Source organism: Streptococcus ferus DSM 20646, from assembly GCF_000372425.1.
GTDB classification, from domain to species: domain Bacteria; phylum Bacillota; class Bacilli; order Lactobacillales; family Streptococcaceae; genus Streptococcus; species Streptococcus ferus.
In genome coordinates this window covers 171810-185513 of record NZ_AQVD01000002.1, presented here as the reverse complement: position 1 = coordinate 185513, position 13704 = coordinate 171810, and the positions used below count along the sequence as shown (strand labels likewise).

Annotated in this window: 16 protein-coding genes; 13 read left to right on the top strand and 3 right to left on the bottom strand. The window is 44.9% G+C overall.

From position 1 onward, the window contains the following. Positions 1-50: 50 nt before the first annotated feature. Genes hisB through hisE form a run of 6 tightly spaced genes read left to right on the top strand, consistent with a single transcriptional unit; the run spans position 51 to position 3433 of the window. Positions 51-635, top strand: coding sequence for an imidazoleglycerol-phosphate dehydratase HisB (hisB, locus tag A3GY_RS0103850; RefSeq protein WP_018030091.1), 585 nt, complete (start codon positions 51-53; stop codon positions 633-635). Position 636: 1 nt separating this feature from the next. After that, positions 637-1242, top strand: coding sequence for an imidazole glycerol phosphate synthase subunit HisH (hisH, locus tag A3GY_RS0103845; RefSeq protein WP_018030090.1), 606 nt, complete (start codon positions 637-639; stop codon positions 1240-1242). 54 nt (positions 1243-1296) lie between these two features. Continuing rightward, positions 1297-2016 carry a 1-(5-phosphoribosyl)-5-[(5-phosphoribosylamino)methylideneamino]imidazole-4-carboxamide isomerase gene (gene hisA, locus A3GY_RS0103840; protein ID WP_018030089.1) on the top strand — a complete coding sequence of 240 codons (720 nt, stop codon included), beginning with the start codon at positions 1297-1299 and terminating at the stop codon, positions 2014-2016. Positions 2017-2018: 2 nt separating this feature from the next. After that, positions 2019-2777, top strand: coding sequence for an imidazole glycerol phosphate synthase subunit HisF (gene hisF / locus A3GY_RS0103835; RefSeq protein ID WP_018030088.1), 759 nt, complete (start codon positions 2019-2021; stop codon positions 2775-2777). Continuing rightward, entirely contained in the window at positions 2774-3103 is a 330-nt protein-coding gene (gene hisI / locus A3GY_RS0103830; protein ID WP_018030087.1) for a phosphoribosyl-AMP cyclohydrolase, read from the top strand. Before hisF ends, hisI begins: the two co-directional genes overlap by 4 nt. A gap of 15 nt (positions 3104-3118) precedes the next feature. Then, entirely contained in the window at positions 3119-3433 is a 315-nt protein-coding gene (hisE, locus tag A3GY_RS0103825; RefSeq protein ID WP_018030086.1) for a phosphoribosyl-ATP diphosphatase, read from the top strand. Between the two features lie 12 nt (positions 3434-3445). On the opposite strand, the gene A3GY_RS0103820 is transcribed toward hisE, so the two are convergent. Next, the gene (locus A3GY_RS0103820; RefSeq protein WP_018030085.1) at positions 3446-4099 is read right to left on the bottom strand and encodes an HAD family hydrolase; all 654 of its coding nucleotides are present in this window, start codon (positions 4097-4099) and stop codon (positions 3446-3448) included. An 89-nt stretch (positions 4100-4188) separates the two neighbouring features. Between A3GY_RS0103820 and A3GY_RS0103815 the strand changes: the two genes are divergently transcribed. After that, on the top strand, positions 4189-5313 hold the full coding sequence (locus tag A3GY_RS0103815) for a glycerate kinase (RefSeq protein ID WP_018030084.1): 1125 nt from the start codon (positions 4189-4191) through the stop codon (positions 5311-5313). Positions 5314-5495: 182 nt separating this feature from the next. On the opposite strand, the gene A3GY_RS0103810 is transcribed toward A3GY_RS0103815, so the two are convergent. After that, positions 5496-5957, bottom strand: coding sequence for a YueI family protein (locus A3GY_RS0103810; RefSeq protein ID WP_018030083.1), 462 nt, complete (start codon positions 5955-5957; stop codon positions 5496-5498). A gap of 148 nt (positions 5958-6105) precedes the next feature. Between A3GY_RS0103810 and A3GY_RS0103805 the strand changes: the two genes are divergently transcribed. The 6 genes from A3GY_RS0103805 to A3GY_RS0103780 all read left to right on the top strand — a co-directional run bounded on the left by A3GY_RS0103805 (position 6106) and on the right by A3GY_RS0103780 (position 13492). Next, on the top strand, positions 6106-6741 hold the full coding sequence (locus tag A3GY_RS0103805) for a DUF4352 domain-containing protein (protein WP_018030082.1): 636 nt from the start codon (positions 6106-6108) through the stop codon (positions 6739-6741). 122 nt (positions 6742-6863) lie between these two features. Continuing rightward, positions 6864-8162: a surface-displayed alpha-enolase gene (eno, locus tag A3GY_RS0103800; RefSeq protein ID WP_018030081.1), complete on the top strand. Its 1299-nt coding sequence runs from the start codon at positions 6864-6866 to the stop codon at positions 8160-8162. 114 nt (positions 8163-8276) lie between these two features. Next, complete coding sequence (locus A3GY_RS0103795) at positions 8277-11060, top strand: GBS Bsp-like repeat-containing protein (protein ID WP_018030080.1); 2784 nt, start codon at positions 8277-8279, stop codon at positions 11058-11060. 20 nt (positions 11061-11080) lie between these two features. Next, on the top strand, positions 11081-11644 hold the full coding sequence (locus A3GY_RS10045) for a DUF6287 domain-containing protein (protein ID WP_018030079.1): 564 nt from the start codon (positions 11081-11083) through the stop codon (positions 11642-11644). Positions 11645-11720: 76 nt separating this feature from the next. Continuing rightward, positions 11721-12947 (top strand): peptidase T, encoded by a 1227-nt coding sequence (pepT, locus tag A3GY_RS0103785; protein WP_018030078.1) that lies wholly within the window; start codon positions 11721-11723, stop codon positions 12945-12947. Positions 12948-13000: 53 nt separating this feature from the next. Then, a complete protein-coding gene (locus tag A3GY_RS0103780) occupies positions 13001-13492 on the top strand; it encodes an EbsA family protein (RefSeq protein WP_018030077.1) in 492 nt (163 codons plus the stop codon). On the opposite strand, the gene A3GY_RS10040 is transcribed toward A3GY_RS0103780, so the two are convergent. Then, positions 13479-13673, bottom strand: coding sequence for a ferredoxin (locus A3GY_RS10040; RefSeq protein WP_081601032.1), 195 nt, complete (start codon positions 13671-13673; stop codon positions 13479-13481). The two genes, A3GY_RS0103780 and A3GY_RS10040, sit on opposite strands and share 14 nt — an antisense overlap. Between the last annotated feature and the right edge of the window lie 31 nt (positions 13674-13704).

Genomic DNA, 13704 nt, shown 5'->3' with positions numbered 1-13704 from the left:
CGCTAGTAGGCCATGTTTGAGACACCAGTAAAAAAGAAAAGGAAAGAACTATGAGAACAGCAAGCATTGAGCGCAATACCTTTGAAACCAAGATTAAGTTGAGCATCAACCTGGATGCCCAGGAGCCCGTGGAAATTGATACGGGTGTCGGCTTTTTTGACCACATGCTGACCCTCTTTGCCCGCCACAGCCGCCTTTCTTTGGTGGTCAAGGTGGATGGTGATCTCCATGTGGACAGCCATCACACTGTTGAAGATGTAGGCATTGTTTTGGGACAGGCCATCAAGGAAGCTCTGGGGGACAAGGCTGGTATCAACCGCTATGGGACCAGTTTTGTGCCCATGGATGAGACTCTGGGCATGGCCAGTTTGGACCTCTCAGGTCGCTCCTATCTGGTTTTTGATGCCAGCTTTGACAATCCAAAACTGGGGGCTTTCGACACCGAATTGGTGGAGGAATTCTTCCAGGCCTTGGCCTTCAATCTCCAAATGAACCTCCATCTCAAGATTCTCCATGGCAAGAATAGCCACCACAAGGCAGAGAGTCTCTTCAAGGCGACTGGCCGAGCTCTGCGCGAAGCCATTACCATCAACCCTGACATCAAGGGTGTCAACTCGACCAAAGGAATGCTCTAATATGCTGATTGTCATTGATTACGATGCTGGAAATACAGCTAATGTGTTACGGGCCTTGGAAAAAATCGGAGTGAGGGCAGAGCTGTCTGCGGACCCTGAAAAAGTCTTGTCGGCCACTGGCTTGATTTTGCCAGGCGTAGGAGCCTACCCTGCTGCCATGGCCGAGCTGGAAAAAAGAGGCTTGGTCTCTGTCATCAAGGAGGCTGTTGCCAAAGGTACGCCGCTTTTGGGGATTTGTCTAGGCATGCAGATTTTGACTGAAAAGGGCTTGGAGCATGAGGAAACTCAGGGCCTTGGCTTCATTCCTGGTGTCTGTCGGGCCATTCCTGCCAGCAAGGACAGGCCAGTTCCCCATATGGGCTGGAATAGTTTGCAGCTTGAGCAGGAAACCGCTCTGACGGCTGGTCTCTCGGGGCAGGATGTTTATTTTGTCCATTCCTATTTTACGGATGTTCCTAAAGAATACATAGATGTAACAGCTGATTATGGCCTGCAAATCCCAGCTATGATTCATAAGGATAAGGTCTTTGGTGCCCAGTTCCACCCAGAAAAATCGGGGGATGTCGGCCTAGGCATTCTGGAAAAATTTGTGGCCCTGTGTCAGTAGGTGACAGGCTCTGACTGAGGAGTGTAGAGAAGATTTTTGAAAAGGAGTAAGGAAATGAACATACTTCCTGCAATTGACATTCGGGATGGACAGGCTGTCCGTCTCTTCAAAGGAGACTTTAACCAGCAGACGGTGGTCAATCCAGATGTTTTAGGACAGGCCCGTATTTTTGCGGATGCTGGGATTGAATTTATTCATGTAGTCGATTTGGATGGAGCCTTGGACGGTAAGGCGACCAATCGGGATCTGATTGCGGCCCTCAAGGTGGCGACTGGCCTCGGCGTTGAAGTGGGCGGCGGTATTCGGACTCTGGAGCAGATTCAAGACTACCTCAATGTCGGCATTGACCGGGTCATCATCGGATCTATGGCCGTGAAAAATCCATCTTTTGTCCAAGAAGCCATTGACCGCTTCGGGGCCGAAAAGATTGTGGTTGGCATTGATGCCAAGGATGGCTATGTGGCGACAGAGGGCTGGCTGGAAACCAGCAATGTAGACTTTATCAGTCTGGCCAAGGAAATGGAAAAAATGGGGGTTCAGCTCTTTGTCTACACCGATGTGGACCGGGACGGCACCCTGACTGGTCCAAACTTTGACCATTATGAGCAGCTGGTGTCTGAGCTGACCACGGCCAAGGTCATCGCATCTGGTGGCATTGCCCAACTATCTGACCTGACCAGGTTGGCGGAGATTGGAGTGGCTGGTACCATTGTCGGCAAGGCCTACTACAATGGCAATATCAGCTTGGATGAACTGAAAAGGTTTGGAGGCTAGGCATGTTGAAAAAAAGGATTATTCCCTGCCTGGATGTCAAGGACGGTCGGGTGGTCAAGGGGGTCAATTTTGTCAATCTGACCGATGTTGGTGACCCTGTGGATGCCGCTCGGGCCTACTACGAAGCGGGATGTGATGAGTTGGTCTTCCTAGACATTACCGCAACCCATGAGGAGCGGGATACCACGGTGGAGATGGTTCGCCATGTGGCAGACCAAGTCTTCATTCCCTTTACAGTCGGCGGTGGCATTCGCTCGGTGGAGGATATGAACAAGATGCTCAAGGCTGGGGCGGACAAGGTAGCGGTCAACTCATCCGCTGTGGCCAATCCCCAACTCATCAAGGACTGTGCAGAAAAATTTGGCAGCCAGTGCGTGGTTGTAGCCATTGATGGTCGCAGAGAAGCCGATGGCAGTTGGCATGTCTATGTGGCAGGTGGTCGAAAAGATACAGGTAAGGACCTGATCGAATGGGCCAAAGAAGCTGTCGATTTGGGGGCCGGGGAAGTTCTTCTGACCTCCATGGATAAGGACGGAACCAAGTCAGGCTTTGATTTGGACATGCTCAATGCTGTCGCTAGCGTGGTGGATGTACCCATTATCGCCTCAGGCGGTGCTGGCAATAAGGAGCACATGGTAGAGGTTTTCCAAGAAACCCCAGCAACCGGAGCTCTTGCAGCCTCCATTTTCCACTTTGGGGAAGTTTCCATCGCTGAAACCAAGCAGGCCATGAAAGAAGCAGGAATCGAGGTGCGCCTATGACAGCTATCAAACTGGATTTTGACAAGCAGGGAGGCTTGATTCCCGTCATCGTAACCGACCATGAAACAGGTCAGGTCCTCATGCTGGCCTATATGAACAAGGAAAGTTTTCAGCTGACCTTGGAAACAAAGACCATGCATTACTGGAGCCGGTCCCGCAATGAACTCTGGCACAAGGGGGCCACCAGTGGCCACTATCAGCATGTCAAGTCTATCAAGACTGACTGTGATGCGGACACCCTGCTCATCTCAGTTGAGCAAGTGGGCGCGGCCTGTCATACAGGGGCCTACTCTTGTTTTTTTGAGGATATTTACAGTGAAGAATAGGCAAAAGGAGAAACTATGCTAGAAACCTTATACAAAGAAGCCTTGAACCGTAAGGAAAATCCCAAGGAGGGTTCTTATACCAACTACCTATTTGACAAGGGCTTGGATAAGATCCTGAAAAAGGTTGGCGAAGAGGCCACAGAAGTGGTCATCGGAGCCAAGAATGCTGACCAGGCAGAAATCGCCAATGAAACAGCAGACCTCCTCTATCACTTAGCCGTTATGCTGGTGGAAACAGGGGTCAGCCTGGATGAGGTAGAAGCAGTGCTTCAGGCCCGTCAAGGCAAGCAGAGCAAGGTTCAGGATCGACCGAAGGTGACCGATTACTAAAAAGAGGACTTGTCAGTCCTCTTTTTGTAGCAGTATTTGGAGAGCTTCAACGGTATCCACTAAGAAATCAGCTCCGGCTTTTTCAAGTTCTTTTCGGCTGCCATAGCCATAAAGAACGCCGATTGAGGAGAGGCCGTTTTCTCTGGCTCCCATCACATCATGTTTTCGGTCTCCAATCATAATGGCTTGCTCGGGAGTGTTGACACCGCTCGCCTGAAGCGCATAAGCAATGACCGCTCCCTTTTGGGTACGGGAAGTATCCAGACTAGCACCGCCAATAAAGTCAAAATAGTGCGCTACATCAAAATAGTCCAAAATCTGTCTCGCGAAAACTTCTGGCTTAGAGGTGGCGAGGATCAGCTGCCTGCCGTCTTGTCGGAGGGCTGTTAAAAGCTTCCGGATTCCGGGGTAAAGCCTGTTCTCAAACAGCCCTTTTTCTTTAAAGTAGTCACGGTAGAAAGCAATGGCTAAATCAGCTTCTGAAGATGTCAGTCCTAAGTGTTCTTCGAAGGAGTCCTTCAGAGGAGGACCGATAAAAGTCAGTAATGTTTCTCTAGTGGGAATATCACGTGACATTTTCCGAAGGGCGTAACAAATGGCGTTTATAATCCCTTGGCTCGGTTCAGTCAGCGTTCCGTCAAGGTCAAAGAGGATGGTCTGATACATGTTTTGTTCCTCATCTTCTAAAATGCTTTAAGTAATGGTTGTCATCCAGTATAATATAAGTAAAGTATAGCATAAAAGGAGAAGACCTGATGAAAATTTTAATTGCTCCAGATTCTTTTAAAGAATCCTTATCAGCAAGTCAGGTGGCTAAGGCGATTCAAAAGGGCTTGCTTAAGGTTTTTCCCGAAGCTGACTATGATTTAATGCCGATTGGTGATGGTGGTGAAGGCACACTTGAAGCTATTGCTGACAGCCTAGGTTTAAAGCGGGCAAACCTCAAGGTTACCGGTCCATTTAGAGAAACCGCTGATATTACCTATGCCTATGAGGCAAGTTTGGCCGTTTTTGAGACAGCTGCGATTACGGGACTGGAAAAAGTTCCCCCAGATCAAAGAAATCCCTTGCAAATTGACAATCAAGGTATTGGTGAAATGATTTGCCAGTTGGCCCATCAAGGCTTTAGACAGTTGCTGATCGGTGTGGGCGGAACGTCAAGTCATGATGGCGGTATTGGACTAGCAGCGGGTTTGGGGTATGAATTTTTTGATGAGAAAGGACGGCTTCTGCCTGCTGTTGGACAAAGTCTGGGGGCTGTTGCCCGCATATCTGATCAAAAAGTTGATCCTATCCTGAAAGAGCTTGATATAACCATCATTACAGATGTTAGCAATCCTTTGTGCGGAAAAGAAGGGGCAGCCCATATTTTTGGAAAGCAGAAAGGGCTGATGCAGCATCAGCTTCAAGACGTTGATGAGATGACACGCTCTTTCTACCAGCTGGTTGAACCACGACTATTGTCGCTTGCAGGGGCTGGTGCTGGCGGCGGCATGGCGGCAGGACTCGTTGCTTTTGCTTCTGGAAGGATTGTGTCAGGGATTGACGCGGTTTTGGATATTCTTGATTTTGACAGCCGGATTAAAGACGTAGATGTCGTCATTGTTGGAGAAGGGCGGATGGACAGACAGTCTTTATCGGGGAAAGCACCTGTTGGACTGGCTAGACGAGTTCCTCAAGGCGTTCCAGTTTTGGCCATTTGCGGCAGTCTGTCAGATGATTTACCTGACTTTCCTACCGAACAGATTACAGCTGCCTTTCCGATTATTGCTAGTGTTGATTCTCTGGAAAAGACGCTGGCGCGGGCAAGCCACAATTTAGAACGAACAGCACAAAATATCGGCAATCTCTTAAATCTGAAAGGCTGTAAAAAGGACTGAATTTGATTTTTTCGACCTATTTCCAACTCTATTTTAGGCAGCTAAAAAGCGATGTTACAAATCGCTTTTTTAGTAATAATACCTGCTTTTTCACAATGAGTTACTTGTAAGCAAGAAAGTAGGGCAGACGGAATGTCAGGGACAAAATGATTTGGCCACTTTTCAAAATCTGCTTAAAAGGCTCAGTCCCCAAAGACTTTTGCCCAAAAGCTTTTCTTCTCTTTTGTGTGGTGGTCTGGTTCTTTTTCCGCTAAGGAAATTAGTGGGTATAAAGTTCTAATATCAGGATTATTGATATTTTCAGCTTTATTGGTATGGGCTAGGAGTCCAAAAGGGGAATCGCTCTTATCTTCCGCAACAATCGTAGCTATTAAACCGGCTTCCTGTGCCTTTTTCATATAGAACATCTGATTGGCTAGGGACAGTTTGGGTGATATTTTCAGTGTCAGAGAATCATATTTTTCATCAAGATCCTGTAAAATGCGATCAAACTCGGTAAGAATAATCTGCTTTTCTGCATCTGCTACAAGAATGCTCAGCACAACACGCTCCCTGAAAGTTCCTAGATAGGCTCGTTGTTCATCTGGTTTTAGGCGGTGTTCGCCATAGGCTCCCTCAAAGAGTTTTTGATCTAAATCAGTCATCTCACGCTCCTTAGTCGTAATCTTTATCTCTATCATAATATAAAAAAGCTGTCTTGGCTATCCTTGATGATTCTTGAAGACAGTCGTTTGCCTATTTGGAAAAGCTAGTGGTATAATAGCAGTCAAGAAGAAAAAAGGAGATTCGCTAATGAACGGAGTACCCAGAAAGTGGAAGGTGCTGGCCATTATTTTTATGGTTTTATCGGGCATCTTGCTTTTAACCACCTTTCTTTTCGCCACCTACTATTCCCTGTCGACTCAAAGTCTCAGCCTCTTGAGCACAAAGGTGGAAAGTCAGAAAAAGACCATTAAACAATACAAGGAAGACATTAAAGACTATCAAAAAGAGATCGAAGAAGCCAACGGTGCAAATGATTCAGGAAGTTCCGGTTTTGCAGATGATCCCTACAGCATTGGAGATACCGCAGACTATAAGGACGGCACTTCCGTAACGGTGACTGCCATCAAGGAAGATGAAACATTGGAACTGGAAGATGTTCCCAAGGGGTATAAGAAAGTAGCTGTTTCCATTACTTTTGTTAATAACAGTACATCATCTGTTTCCATTGATACCGAGGACTTTTACCTGTATGATTCGGCTGACAATTACGGTGATCTCAACACCTACACTGACAGTAAAGGCAGTGTTCCAGACACCATTGAAGCCGGTGAAAAAGCCAGTTTTAAAATATATTATACAATCCCTAAAGCGGGACCCTATATGCTGAGTTATGGCGATGCTTACTGGCTGACAGACGGTTCTGAGTCCGGTCAGTCCGTCTGAAAACAATAAGGATTGTTTCAGAAAATAAAAATCATTTTCAAAATCACTTTTTGGGTTTGCTATGAAGCCCTCTTTGTGGTATTATTAACATGTACAAAAATTAAACTCATAAGGAGAACAAAATGTCAATTATCACTGATGTTTACGCTCGCGAAGTCCTTGACTCACGCGGTAACCCAACAATTGAAGTCGAAGTTTACACTGAATCTGGTGCCTTCGGTCGTGGTATGGTTCCTTCAGGAGCTTCTACTGGTGAACATGAAGCCGTAGAACTTCGCGATGGAGACAAGTCTCGTTACGGTGGTCTTGGAACTCAAAAAGCTGTCGACAACGTCAACAACATTATCGCTGAAGCAATCATCGGCTATGATGTTCGCGACCAACAAGCTATTGACCGTGCTATGATTGCCCTTGACGGTACTCCAAACAAAGGTAAACTTGGTGCTAACGCTATCCTTGGTGTTTCTATCGCTGTAGCCCGTGCCGCAGCTGATTACCTTGAAATTCCGCTTTACAGCTACCTTGGCGGATTCAACACTAAAGTGCTTCCTACTCCTATGATGAACATCATCAACGGTGGTTCACACTCTGATGCACCAATCGCATTCCAAGAGTTCATGATCCTTCCTGCTGGAGCACCTACTTTCAAAGAAGCTCTTCGCTGGGGTGCTGAAATCTTCCACGCTCTTAAGAAAATTCTTAAAGAACGCGGTCTTGAAACAGCTGTTGGTGACGAAGGTGGATTCGCACCTAAATTTGACGGAACTGAAGATGCTGTAGAAACTATCCTCAAAGCGATTGAAGCTGCTGGCTACAAACCAGGTGAAGAAGTCTTCATCGGATTTGACTGTGCATCATCAGAATTCTACGAAGATGGTGTTTATGACTACACTAAATTCGAAGGTGAAAAAGGTGCGAAACGTTCTGCTGCAGAACAAATTGACTACCTTGAAGAATTGGTTAACAAATACCCAATCATTACTATCGAAGATGGTATGGATGAGAATGACTGGGATGGTTGGAAAGCTCTTACTGAACGTTTAGGTGACCGTGTTCAGTTGGTTGGTGATGACTTCTTTGTAACAAACACTGACTACCTTGCACGCGGTATCCAAGAAGGTGCTGCTAACTCAATCCTTATCAAAGTAAACCAAATCGGTACTTTGACTGAAACCTTCGATGCTATTGAAATGGCTAAAGAAGCTGGCTACACTGCTGTTGTTTCTCACCGTTCAGGTGAAACTGAAGATTCTACAATCTCAGACATCGCAGTTGCAACTAATGCTGGTCAAATTAAGACAGGTTCATTGTCTCGTACAGACCGTGTTGCTAAATATAACCAATTGCTTCGTATCGAAGATCAACTTGGTGAAGTTGCTGAATACCGTGGTCTTAAATCATTCTACAACTTGAAAAAATAAGCTCTGGCTTATCTGAGACAGTCCGTTACTAACGGGCTGTCTTTTTGTCGTTATTCTTGAAGACGGCCTTTAAACATGATATACTAAGACGATTAATCTAATGAAGGAAAAGTTATGACAAAATCCAGTATCAAAACCTATCTGATGATTCCCTTGAGTTTAACACTCTTTTTGGCTTCATCGACTGTCTTAGCTGATGAAGTGACCTCCACACAGAGCGTGACGGAATCAACAAGTGAGTCAAAGACAAGCAGTACCTCAGCTGCCACAGAAATCAAAACTAGCCAGTCCTCGGCGACAACGGTCACCTCGGCTACGACAGAAGCTGACACAGGTGTTTCAGAAATGACTCAGTCGCAGACCAGCAGCCAGAGTGCCACCAGCAGCACCGCTAGTCAAACCAGTACAGAGTCATTAGCATCAACAAGTTCAGGGCTAAACCAGTCCACATCAAGCAACTCTGCCCTTACCCCAAGAACGCTCAGATCTGCAGTAACTACTAGCAGCAGTCAACCTGTCACCAGTACCAGTCTGGATAGCGGAGGCATCCGCATTCAATATAATGGGGACTTAACTGCTAATGAGAAAATTCAGTTTGCGGTTTGGTCGGAGCTGGATGATCAAAATGATCTTCGTTGGTATACTGCAAACAATCTGGGGGCAGCCTATGCGGAATTTAAAAACCACCGCACGTATGGCAAGTATTTTGTACACACTTATGCTAACAGAAACGGTAAAATGGTCGGGTTAAATGCCAGCAGCATTATTGTAGCAAATCCTCAGGTCAAGACGACTATTCAAAAGACTTCTGATACCAGCTTTGATGTTCTGATTTCTAATGTACCAGAGACAGTTACGAATCTGGTTGTCCCAGTTTGGTCTCAGAAAAATAATCAAGATGACATTGTCTGGTACAAGGCGGTTCAGACGGGAACAAGCAGCTATAAGGTTTCCGTAGATACCAAGAATCATCGCAGTGATTTAGGTCATTATGAAGCTCATATCTACGGTTACAGTAAGGTCACACAATCACAAATCGGTTTGGCGGCAAGTTCTGGTTTTGATGCAGTGGACAGCCGTCCCAATGCTCTTGTCTCTATTGGAAATTACAAAGAAAATTCAAAAACCTTTGATGTCAATGTAGTAGGTTCCTCAGCGACCAAGACCATTACAGGCGTTAGTATCGCTGTTTGGTCAGAAGAAAACGGTCAGGATGATTTGAAATGGTATGCTCCTCAGATTAGTAATAATCAGGCGAGTGCCAAAATTGATATTGCCAACCATTCCAACACATTTGGAAACTATATTATCCATGTGTACACAGATTATAGTGATTCGACAAAGGTGGGGACCAACTTAGGAACCTATAAATTTAGCCCCTATTCGGTTAGTGCAGATCAGACAGCACAGGGCATTTCTCTGAAATTTGATTCAGTGTTATCCTTTGATAAAACGCAGATTCGCTTTGCGGTTTGGTCGGCCAATAAGGATCAGGATGATTTGAAATGGTATAGCGCTGATAGTAAAGGCGAGGCAATCGCTCCTTACACCAACCATTCAGGCTATGGTACCTACTATATTCATACCTATCAGAGCAAGGATGGAAAGATGATTCCTCTGAATGGCAAAACCCTGACCATTGCGCAGCCAGAACTGAAAACAGCCATTAGTAAAACCGGGGACAATACCTATCTGCTTAACATGACCAATGTTCCGCTCTATATTTCAGAAGTCCTTGTCCCTGTCTGGACAGATAATAAGGGGCAGGATGATATCAGATGGTATGGTGCGACCAAAGTGGGGGATACCGCTTATCAGGTCACTATTCAAGCTAAAAATCACCAGTTTGAGACGGGGCACTATAGTGTTCATGTTTATGGCAAGAGTCAGTTAGAAGGCAATAGAACGATTGGCTTAGCGACAACTGCAGGTTTTAATGTAACCAGCGTTAAAGTGGCTAATCCGAGTGTTCAGGTAACGAACCATAATCCTTCTCAAGGCACTCTGGATGTTGTGGTTAGCGAAAGTGCAGATACTAAAGCGATTAAAACAGTTAAAGTAGCGGTGTGGTCTGAAAGCAACCAGTCCAATCTTTATTGGTATGAAACAAGTACCGTCGTCAATGGGAAGGCAACGATTGCGGTCAACCAAATCAATCATAAAGGGATTGTCGGTAATTATACGATCCATGTCTACACAACGACGCAGGATAACCAAGAGTCAGGCTATAATGCTGGAACTTACCGCTTAGAGTCTAAAACTCTTCAAACTCTGCCAGCGTACTTCATTGACATCAGTAGTCATAATGGTAATATCACTGTTGAGGAATTTAATCGTCTAAAACAGCAGGGCATTGTTGGTGTCGTTGTTAAGTTAACCGAAGGGACAAGCTATATCAATCCTTTTGCTAAAGCTCAGATAGCCAATGCTCAGGCAGCAGGCATTAAAGTTTCTGCTTATCACTATTCACATTATACTTCGGCCGGTGAAGCTCAGGCTGAGGCTCAATATTTTGTTAGAGCTGCCAAGAATCACGGCCTGTCCTCAGCAACTGTCATGGTCAACGATATGGAAGAGTCCAAAATGCTATCCAATATCAATAGCAATGTTCAGGCTTGGCAAGATGAGATGAAACGGCTTGGCTATGGCAATGTCATCCACTATACCATGGCTAGTTGGCTGGATATCCGCGGCGGTCAGGTGAGTACCTCTCAATTTGGCATCCGCAACTTCTGGATTGCTCATTATGTCAATGGCTATACGTATTTGGATCAGGCAAGTGCTAAGGCCTATGCTTACTACAATAATGCAGCTGCTTGGCAGTACACCAGCGTCTCTAAGAAATTAACCAATAATCTGGATGAGAATATTGATTATACCGGAAGATTTACCATATAGACAAGAATTGGGAGTAAGTGATGAAAGAAAAGAAACCACTCGTAAAGCTGGCCCTAATTGTTCTCTTAGCTATGGGGCTGTCCGCTTGTTCGAATCAGTCTAGCCAGACGTCTACAACCAAGACAAGTAGCCAAACTAGCCAGACATCTTCAGAAACCAGCAGCAGTTCGGCTGCAAAAACTAGTTCTGCAAGTGAAGTCACCTCTGCTCAACAGCAGGAAAGTCTGCCTCAGATAGAGACAGGCGCTATCCTGAAAGCCGATTACAGCAGTATGGCAGGAACATGGACAAATGCGGAGGGAGACAGCCTGACCTTTAACGCACAGGGACTGTCCACAGCTGGGCTGACCGCCTCTTTTCTAGATATTGACCAAACTGGTGTCTTGCTTCTAAATGTGGACAAAGAGGGGAAGGCGAATATGACTCTTTATATTATTCCTGCTAATAAGGCATTAGACAGCAGCTACTTTACAAATGGAGCCAGTGACAGTTCAGATATCAGAAAAGACCGTATCATAGCTTCGGATACTATCCATGACAGTCACCTCACGGATAAGGTCTATTATCGCCGTTCTGCTCAGTAAGCACTTGACTGGTCGTCAAAAGAATCACAGTTACCTGTGGTTTTTTGCTATAATAAAAGAGAAAAGTGAGGAAAAAATGACTTATCAACATTTATTGCAGCGATTTTTAGCCTATGTAAAAGAAAATACACGAAGTGATGCTCGGAGCCAAAGTATCCCAAGTACTCAAAATCAGGTTGATTTCGCCTTGACTATTTTGAAGCCTGAAATGGAAAAAATTGGCTTGAAAAATGTTCGCTACTATCCTAAAAATGGTTTTCTGATTGGACATCTCCCAGCCAATGCTGAAGGGTTTCCTTATAAAATTGGATTTATCTCCCACATGGACACGGCTGATTTTAATGCAGAAGGTGTGGCGCCCCAGATTATTACTAACTATGACGGCCATCCCATTCCTCTAGGACAGTCAGGTTTTCAGCTAGATCCTAAAGATTTTCCAAACTTAAACTGCTACAAAGGTCAGACCTTGATTACAACGGATGGGACAACTCTCCTTGGTAGTGATGATAAGTCAGGGATTGCCGAAATCATGACAGCGATGGAGTATCTGATTGAGCATCCTGAATTGGAGCATGGGGAAATCATGGTGGCCTTTGGTCCAGATGAGGAAATCGGAGTTGGTGCCGACCGCTTTGATATCAAGGATTTTGCTGTTGACTTTGCCTATACGGTGGATGGTGGTCCTTTGGGAGAGCTGCAGTACGAGACCTTTAGTGCAGCTGGAGCTGAGATTGATTTTATCGGACGCAATGTCCATCCTGGAACTGCCAAAAATCAGATGATAAATGCCCTTCAGCTAGCTGTTGATTTTCATAATCAGCTACCGCTAGATGAAGTGCCAGAAAAAACAGAAGGCTATCAGGGTTTTTTTCATCTGATGACGCTTGAAGGCAGTGTAGAAGAAGCCAAGGCTGAGTATATCATTCGAGATTTTGACGATGACGTCTTTCAGAAACGTAAAGACCTCATGATGAGAATTGCAGATGAGATGAACCGGCATTTTGGGGAAGAAAGGGTCAAGCTTCAACTGCAGGATCAGTACTACAACATGCGAAAAGTCATCGAAAAAGACATGACTTGTGTTGAAATAGCCAAAAAAGTGATGGAAGACTTGGAAATCAATCCGATTATTGAGCCAATTAGGGGAGGAACCGATGGCTCCAAGATTTCTTTTATGGGCATCCCGACTCCTAACCTATTTGCCGGTGGTGAAAATATGCACGGCCGCTTTGAATTTGTCAGCTTAGAGACCATGGAAAAAGCCGTAGATGTGATTCTGGGGATTGCTTCGTTTAAGCAATAAATCATGGAAAATACGACCGATTTGTGATAAAATAATCGTGTGGAGGAAGCAAGATGATTAAAATTTTTGGGAAAATAAGATATCATTGGCAGCCAGAGTTGTCATGGTCCATTATTTACTGGTCAATTGCGATTGCTCCGATTTTTATTGCGCTTTCGTTTTTATATGAGCGGGCAAGTATTCCTCACTATTTCTTTTTTCTTTTTACATTGTTTATTGTTTTAGTTGGGGCGGGTTTTCACCGCTATTTCGTCATTGAAGAAAATGGGATTTTGAGGGTGGTTTCTCTGAGTCCTTTCAAACCTTCAAAGATTGTCATTGCTGACATTGAGAAGGTCATTGTGACGAAATCAACTCTGACTTTGGTCGTGAAAGGTAAGAAGGACAGTCTTTTCTATATGCGTAAATGGCCCAAGAAATATTTCCTAGATGCTTTAGCGCTTGCTCCTGATTTCAGAGGAGAGGTTGAGCTGATTGATAACTTTATTGATTTGGATTATTTTGAGGCCTATAAACAGGATAAAAAAGCTCTTACCGCAGAGTAAGAGCTTTTGTTGGGCAGCTTTTAACTGCCTGTATAATATCGGTGTCGTCTTCAACTGTTTGAGACAGTTGCTTGCTGTCGGCAAATTTGACAATGCCATTATCATGGTAGTCAAACACATTAGAATAAGTTTGGCAGAGGCCGCAGGCAATACAATTTTCCGGAATGATAGATACTTTCATAGTATCATTGTAATATGATTGAGTGAATTTA

What these genes read in the sequence shown, in the direction of transcription:
- A3GY_RS0103810 (WP_018030083.1), bottom strand. Translation starts at nt 5,957, where the DNA reads ATGACTGATTTAGATCAAAAACTCTTTGAGGGAGCCTATGGCGAACAC.
- hisA (WP_018030089.1), top strand. Translation starts at nt 1,297, where the DNA reads ATGAACATACTTCCTGCAATTGACATTCGGGATGGACAGGCTGTCCGT.
- A3GY_RS0103815 (WP_018030084.1), top strand. Translation starts at nt 4,189, where the DNA reads ATGAAAATTTTAATTGCTCCAGATTCTTTTAAAGAATCCTTATCAGCA.
- hisB (WP_018030091.1), top strand. Translation starts at nt 51, where the DNA reads ATGAGAACAGCAAGCATTGAGCGCAATACCTTTGAAACCAAGATTAAG.
- A3GY_RS10040 (WP_081601032.1), bottom strand. Translation starts at nt 13,673, where the DNA reads ATGAAAGTATCTATCATTCCGGAAAATTGTATTGCCTGCGGCCTCTGC.
- A3GY_RS0103780 (WP_018030077.1), top strand. Translation starts at nt 13,001, where the DNA reads ATGATTAAAATTTTTGGGAAAATAAGATATCATTGGCAGCCAGAGTTG.
- hisE (WP_018030086.1), top strand. Translation starts at nt 3,119, where the DNA reads ATGCTAGAAACCTTATACAAAGAAGCCTTGAACCGTAAGGAAAATCCC.
- eno (WP_018030081.1), top strand. Translation starts at nt 6,864, where the DNA reads ATGTCAATTATCACTGATGTTTACGCTCGCGAAGTCCTTGACTCACGC.
- A3GY_RS0103795 (WP_018030080.1), top strand. Translation starts at nt 8,277, where the DNA reads ATGACAAAATCCAGTATCAAAACCTATCTGATGATTCCCTTGAGTTTA.
- pepT (WP_018030078.1), top strand. Translation starts at nt 11,721, where the DNA reads ATGACTTATCAACATTTATTGCAGCGATTTTTAGCCTATGTAAAAGAA.
- hisH (WP_018030090.1), top strand. Translation starts at nt 637, where the DNA reads ATGCTGATTGTCATTGATTACGATGCTGGAAATACAGCTAATGTGTTA.
- hisI (WP_018030087.1), top strand. Translation starts at nt 2,774, where the DNA reads ATGACAGCTATCAAACTGGATTTTGACAAGCAGGGAGGCTTGATTCCC.
- A3GY_RS0103805 (WP_018030082.1), top strand. Translation starts at nt 6,106, where the DNA reads ATGAACGGAGTACCCAGAAAGTGGAAGGTGCTGGCCATTATTTTTATG.
- A3GY_RS0103820 (WP_018030085.1), bottom strand. Translation starts at nt 4,099, where the DNA reads ATGTATCAGACCATCCTCTTTGACCTTGACGGAACGCTGACTGAACCG.
- hisF (WP_018030088.1), top strand. Translation starts at nt 2,019, where the DNA reads ATGTTGAAAAAAAGGATTATTCCCTGCCTGGATGTCAAGGACGGTCGG.
- A3GY_RS10045 (WP_018030079.1), top strand. Translation starts at nt 11,081, where the DNA reads ATGAAAGAAAAGAAACCACTCGTAAAGCTGGCCCTAATTGTTCTCTTA.